Source organism: Caldicoprobacter faecalis (assembly GCF_900115765.1).
Classification (GTDB): domain Bacteria; phylum Bacillota; class Clostridia; order Caldicoprobacterales; family Caldicoprobacteraceae; genus Caldicoprobacter; species Caldicoprobacter oshimai.
In genome coordinates, this window is the sequence record NZ_FOXR01000059.1 from 1 (window position 1) to 6,072 (window position 6,072).

At 39.4% G+C, this 6,072-nt stretch carries 4 protein-coding genes and 1 pseudogene; all 5 read left to right on the forward strand.

What is annotated here, in order from left to right; all coding sequences use genetic code 11:
* Window positions 1-521 precede the first annotated feature (521 nt).
* Window positions 522-2,525 (forward strand): ABC transporter substrate-binding protein, encoded by a 2,004-nt coding sequence (locus BM241_RS11745; RefSeq protein ID WP_092282874.1) that lies wholly within the window; start codon window positions 522-524, stop codon window positions 2,523-2,525.
* 60 nt (window positions 2,526-2,585) lie between these two features.
* Window positions 2,586-3,587, forward strand: coding sequence for an ABC transporter permease (locus tag BM241_RS11750; RefSeq protein ID WP_092282875.1), 1,002 nt, complete (start codon window positions 2,586-2,588; stop codon window positions 3,585-3,587).
* Complete coding sequence (locus tag BM241_RS11755; protein ID WP_394328187.1) at window positions 3,584-4,720, forward strand: ABC transporter permease; 1,137 nt, start codon at window positions 3,584-3,586, stop codon at window positions 4,718-4,720. Before BM241_RS11750 ends, BM241_RS11755 begins: the two co-directional genes overlap by 4 nt.
* 13 nt (window positions 4,721-4,733) lie before the next feature.
* Window positions 4,734-5,732: an ABC transporter ATP-binding protein gene (locus tag BM241_RS11760; protein ID WP_025748121.1), complete on the forward strand. Its 999-nt coding sequence runs from the start codon at window positions 4,734-4,736 to the stop codon at window positions 5,730-5,732.
* Between the two features lie 3 nt (window positions 5,733-5,735).
* Window positions 5,736-5,981 (forward strand): annotated as a pseudogene (locus tag BM241_RS11765) (ATP-binding cassette domain-containing protein); the annotation flags it as partial.
* Window positions 5,982-6,072: the final 91 nt, after the last annotated feature.

Consider the following 6,072-nt stretch of genomic DNA (forward strand, 5'->3'; position numbering starts at 1 on the left):
TTATACCATAAAAGAGAGGATGTTTCTATATTTTTATGCCGAAAAATGTTGATTTTTCAAGGTTCAGAGCTCATTTTTTATGTGCGAAGTCTGAGTTAAAATTCTTAAATATAAAAGTCATATTACTGGTATATAAAAAATAAACTTTAATTAGGAAGATCATATGGACCATAATATATCTTATCTTTAGCAAACATATTTACTATCGGATGTATAGTTTTGTGTTTGATGAACTTATTTATCAGTTCATGGATTTTGGTGCCTTTTAAGAAGCTCAAGTACAAGTAGTTTAAAGTTTTTAAATTGCTATAAATTTATAGAAATTGTTAAATTAGATCTGGAAATGAAGTTATTTTAATTTCCAAGCAGGATTCCCTTCTTTCTTTTTATTTACGTATGACGTATCATTTGGCAAAAATGAATGGAATTCCTGCTTGATATAAAAAGTAAAAACCTAAAAAAATAAAGAATTTTGGGTTTTTAACAAAAGTCTAAAAAATTACAAGGGAGGAGGAGACAGTATGAAAATTAGAAGGGCAATTGCATTGATGTTTGCTTTTCTGCTTGTTGTTATGCTTTTTCTCAGTGGATGCGGATCTGGGTCAACTTCTAAGGAACAAGAGAGTGCTGGTGAAGGGAATATTGAAAAAGGAGAAAAAGTAGATGAAGGAAAAGAGAATGTCAGTGGAGGAGAAATTGGTGGTTTCAAAGAAGCGCCAATGCTGGCCAAACTGGTAGAAGAAGGGAAGTTGCCACCTGTAAAAGAGAGATTGCCTGAGGAACCGTTAGTTTATGTGGAAGGCACGGAAGTACCTGTTAACGATTTGCCTAAACTTGAAATAGGCAAGTATGGTGGAACATTAAGGATAGTTAACCCTGGTAGTCCAGGTGGTGGAGAATGGTGGGCTATTTCACGTGAACCGTTATTGAATCAGCCTGGCTTTGGTACCCCAGGAGAAAAACCCGTAGGTAATGTTTTAAAGGACTTTGATATGTCCGAAGATGGAAGAGTTTTTACTTTTTATATGAGAAAAGGGCTAAAATGGTCGGATGGTCATCCGGTGACGACTGAAGATGTTCGTTTTGCATACGAAGATGTTTTGTTAAATGAAGAACTTACCCCGGTTTTTCCTACCTGGCTTGCAAACCCAGACGGTACGCCCTGTGAATTGGAGATAGTAGATGAGTATACCTTCCGTATTAAATTTAAGGAACCATACGCATTGTTTCCTTACACTTTAAGTCTTCATTGGCAGACCTGGGATTCTGGTCCTCTGCTTCAACCTAGCCATTATATGAAAAAGTTCCATATTAAGTATACTCCATTAGAAGAATTAAAGCCTTTATTGGAGGAGAATGGTCTAGGAGAAAACGAATGGTATAGGTTATACAGCCTCTATTCCTGGGGAGGAGGCGCATTAGAGAAAACTAGAATTGGATGCCCAACTTTGGCTCCTTATATGTTGGTAGATATGCCTAGCGCACAAGTAGCCATACTGAGGCGGAATCCCTATTACTGGAAGGTGGATGCTGCAGGAAACCAGTTGCCATATATAGATGAGATTAGGGCGGATACAGTGACTACGGTGGATATGCTTCCTATGAAGATAATGGGAGGAGAAGTTGATTTAGCGCGCCAGGCGGTATCCATAACCGAGGTGGCTCTATATAAAGAAAATGAGAATAAGGGGGGTTATAGGGTAATACCTCTAAAATTCCATTGCCCCATTCCGATTACGTTTAATTACAGCAATCCGGATCCTGTATGGCGTGAGATAGTATGGGATACAAGATTTCGACAGGCTTTGAACCTCGCTATTAATCGGGAAGAAATAATAGATGCAGTTTATCACGGCTTTGCCTCTCCATCAAAGATAACCCCCAGCGAGTATGATCCTGAAAAAGCAAATCAATTGCTTGATAACATGGGTCTAGATAAGAGAGATTCTGAAGGCTGGCGCTTAAGACCCGATGGAAAAAGGATGGAACTTTTAATAGAAACAAGCGCTCCGGCTACCGATTTTATACCGATGATTGAGCTATTAGTTGAATACTGGAAAAATATAGGTATATATACGACGATGAAGCAAGTGGAGTCTTCACTGTTAAGTTCGCGTGTACAGGCGAATGAAACTCAAGTCATTGTTTCGAGCTGGTTTGATTTGCCTGTGGCGCAGGGTAATCCTTACATGTTAGAGTGGGTATTTCTAAATGATCGTTATAAGGTTTCGGATGGCTTCCATAAATGGTATACCAGATTCGGCAAAGAGGGGATAGAACCGCCTGATTCACTTAAGCCTGTATTTGAACTCTACCGAAAAATGCGAGCAAGCAAAAGCTTTGAAGAAATAGGAATTCATATGGACGAGTGGGAGAAGGCAATGCACGATTCTCTCTTCCTGATTGTACCTGTTGAAGACGTTATGATTCCTTTAATTGTTTCCAATAGGATAAAAAATGTTCCGGAGAAGGGATATCAGATTATGGCCAATTTTGCCGGCGAGGTACTTTTCTATGATGAATAGTCACAACTCCCCTGGATGGTGGTCATCCCACCATCCAGGGAAAAAGAAAGGAGACTGGATATGGCTGGTTATGTGATTCGCAGATTTTTATCTTTAATCCCTTTGCTGTTTATCCTTTCCATTGTAGTCTTTATTATAATTGAACTTCCGCCAGGAGACTTCTTGACGGTTTACATAGAGCAATTAAAGAGCTCAGGAGTTTTGATCAGTGAAGAAGAAATAGCCAGATTAGTTAAACAATATGCCTTGGATAAACCGCTGCATATCCGGTATATTACCTGGATTAAAAATATAATTTTACACGGGGATTTTGGTCGTTCTTTTCGATGGAATAGGCCAGTTGTTGAACTCATTAAAGAGAGGGTGGCTTTAAGTGCTGTGATTTCATTGTTTTCGATTGTGTTTGTATGGATTATAGGCGTTTCTATTGGGATTTATTCAGCCGTTAAACAGTATTCGATGTTTGACTATATCTTCACATTTATAGGCTTTATTGGCGTTTCGATACCTGGCTTTCTGTTGGCTTTATTGATTATTTGGTTTGCGTATACTAAATTTGACATATACATTAGCGGACTTTTCTCTCAGCAGTTTGTGGATGCTCCTTGGAGTTTAGCCAAGGTTTTGGATATGCTAAAACACATATGGGTGCCGGTGATAATTATTGCAGTTTCGGGGATAGCGGGGAATATCCGCACTATGAGAGCAAACTTGCTGGATGAATTGAGAAAACCATATGTAACTGTTGCTAGGGCCAAAGGTCTATCGGAAACGAGGTTATTGATTAAATACCCTATTCGTATAGCTGTGAATCCAATGATTAGCACTATTGGCTGGACATTGCCGGCCATCTTTTCTGGAGAATCTTTAGCGTCTATAATTCTGAATCTGCCAACTATAGGCCCTTTGCTCATGCAGGCGCTTTTAGCTCAGGATATGTATCTTGCAGGAAGTCTCATTTTGATAATGGGAGCCCTTACTTTGGTGGGGACGTTGATTTCTGATATTTTATTGGCCTGGGCTGACCCTCGAATCAGATATGGGAACACAGGGGGGAAATGATGATGCAATTATTTACTAAACTTGCTAGAAGAAAAAAAGAAGAAATTAAAGATGAAAAGATATTTTTGGCCTCGCAATGGCAATTGATGTGGTGGAAATTTAAACGACACAAATTGGCCATGGTAAGCATGTGTATTTTGGCTTTCCTTTATATCATTGTTCTCTTTTGTGAATTTATAGCGCCCTATGATCCATGGGAGCGGTTTGAAGATTATAAGAATGCTCCTCCTCAACTGGTACGTTTTTATTCTAAAGAAGAAGGGTTCCGGGGACCATTTGTATATGGGATGAAGCAAGAAATGGACATGGAGACTTTTCGCAAAGTTTTCGTTGAAGATGAAAGTAAAAAGTATGCTGTTCGGTTGTTTGTCAGGGGGAGTAAATACAAATTGTGGGGTTTGTTTGAAAGTGACTTGCATTTATTTGGGTCTAAAGATGGTCCGGTCTTTCTGTTTGGGACCGACGAATTAGGCAGAGATTTGTTTTCAAGGGTTATATATGGGGCGAGAATATCGTTGACTATTGGCTTGGTAGGTGTCTTTTTAAGCTTTATTTTGGGAACGCTGCTTGGAGGGATTTCGGGATATTTTGGAGGAACTATTGATGAGGTTATTCAACGCACTATAGACTTTCTCGTGTCTATCCCAACTATTCCATTATGGATGGCGTTATCAGCAGCCATTCCCCAAGATTGGTCAGTTATAAGAACCTATTTTGCTATTACTATAATACTTTCTCTCGTAGGCTGGGGTGGTCTGGCAAGGGTGGTACGTGGCAGGTTGCTGAGTTTGAGAGAAGAGGATTTCATTTTAGCAGCAAGGTTAACTGGTGCTAGTGAATGGAGAATAATAACCAGGCACATGTTGCCGTCTTTTGCCAGTCATTTGATAGCCTCTATTACTCTTTCTATACCTGGCATGATACTTGGAGAGACCTCTTTGAGTTTTATAGGGTTGGGATTGAGACCGCCGGCCATTAGCTGGGGCGTACTGCTTCAGGATGCACAGCAGGTAATTGCTGTGGCTCATTATCCTTGGAGACTTATTCCCGCGTTTTTCATAATAGTAACGGTACTTTCTTTTAACTTTTTAGGTGATGGTTTACGAGATGCAGCAGATCCTTATTCAAGATAAGGAGGATAATTCCATGGGAGATAATGTTTTGTTAGAAGTTAAAAATCTTAGAACTTACTTTTTTCTTGACGAGGGTGTAGTTAAAGCTGTAGATGGGGTTAATTTTAAGATAGAAAAAGGCAAAACTTTTGGAGTGGTAGGGGAATCTGGATGTGGTAAGAGCATAACTGCTCAGTCTATTTTAAGGATTCTTCCTCCACGGGGAGAAATCGTTGAAGGCGAAATTATATTTTACAGAGATGATGGTTCTGTAGATTTGGTTAAACTTGATCCTAAAGGTCAAGAAATTAGGGATATAAGAGGTAAAGAGGTTGCAATGGTATTTCAGGAGCCAATGACTGCCCTTGCTCCTGTATATACCATAGGCGATCAGATAATAGAAGCAATCTTATTACATCAAAATGTTACAAAAGAGCAGGCGAGAAAAATAGCAATAGATTTGTTGGGAAGAGTAGGGATACCAAAACCAGAAGAAAGGGTAGATGCATATCCCTTTGAACTTTCAGGAGGAATGCGTCAGCGGGCAATGATAGCTATGGCTATATCCAGCAATCCAAGCCTCTTAATAGCGGATGAACCAACAACGGCGCTGGATGTCACTATACAAGCGCAAATCTTAGACCTTATAAAGAATTTGCAAAAAGAGATGGGAATGGCGACAATGTTGATCACTCATAATATGGGAGTAATAGCCGAAATGGCAGATGATGTAGCGGTCATGTATTTGGGAAAGATAGTTGAGAGCGGGCCGGTAAATGAGATTTTTTATAATCCAAAACATCCATACACTGTAGCATTATTGAAATCCATACCTAAAGTAGGGAAGAAAGTTAAAGGGAGATTGGAGTCCATAGAGGGTATGGTACCAGATCCCTATAATTTGCCTACGGGATGTAGATTCCATCCAAGGTGTCCATCATATGTGGAAGGCACATGTGATAAAGCGGAGCCGCCGGAGATAGAGATAACCACAGGACATAAGGTCAGTTGCTTTTTATACGGAGGTAGATAGAAAATGGGTAGCAATGTATTACTAGAGGTAAAAAGTCTAAAGAAATATTTTCCTATTCAAAAAGGGTTTTGGAGGAAGAAGGTAGGAGAGGTAAAAGCAGTAGACGATATAAGTTTTTATATAAGGGAAGGAGAAACTTTAGGATTGGTTGGAGAATCTGGTAGTGGCAAGACTACTACAGGAAGAGCTATTCTCAGAGCGATAGAGCCGACGGAAGGCGAAATCTTGTTTAACATAAACGGTACCTCAAACTTCGCAGTTAAATATTGACTGCTAGACCTTGAAAAATCAATAATTCAGCCAATTTATATACCTATTAAGATGCTTTTTTATACTCCAT

Bases quoted from the DNA above. Each gene is read 5' to 3' on its own strand.
- BM241_RS11760 (WP_025748121.1), top strand. From the start codon at position 4,734: ATGGGAGATAATGTTTTGTTAGAAGTTAAAAATCTTAGAACTTACTTT.
- BM241_RS11750 (WP_092282875.1), top strand. From the start codon at position 2,586: ATGGCTGGTTATGTGATTCGCAGATTTTTATCTTTAATCCCTTTGCTG.
- BM241_RS11745 (WP_092282874.1), top strand. From the start codon at position 522: ATGAAAATTAGAAGGGCAATTGCATTGATGTTTGCTTTTCTGCTTGTT.
- BM241_RS11755 (WP_394328187.1), top strand. From the start codon at position 3,584: ATGATGATGCAATTATTTACTAAACTTGCTAGAAGAAAAAAAGAAGAA.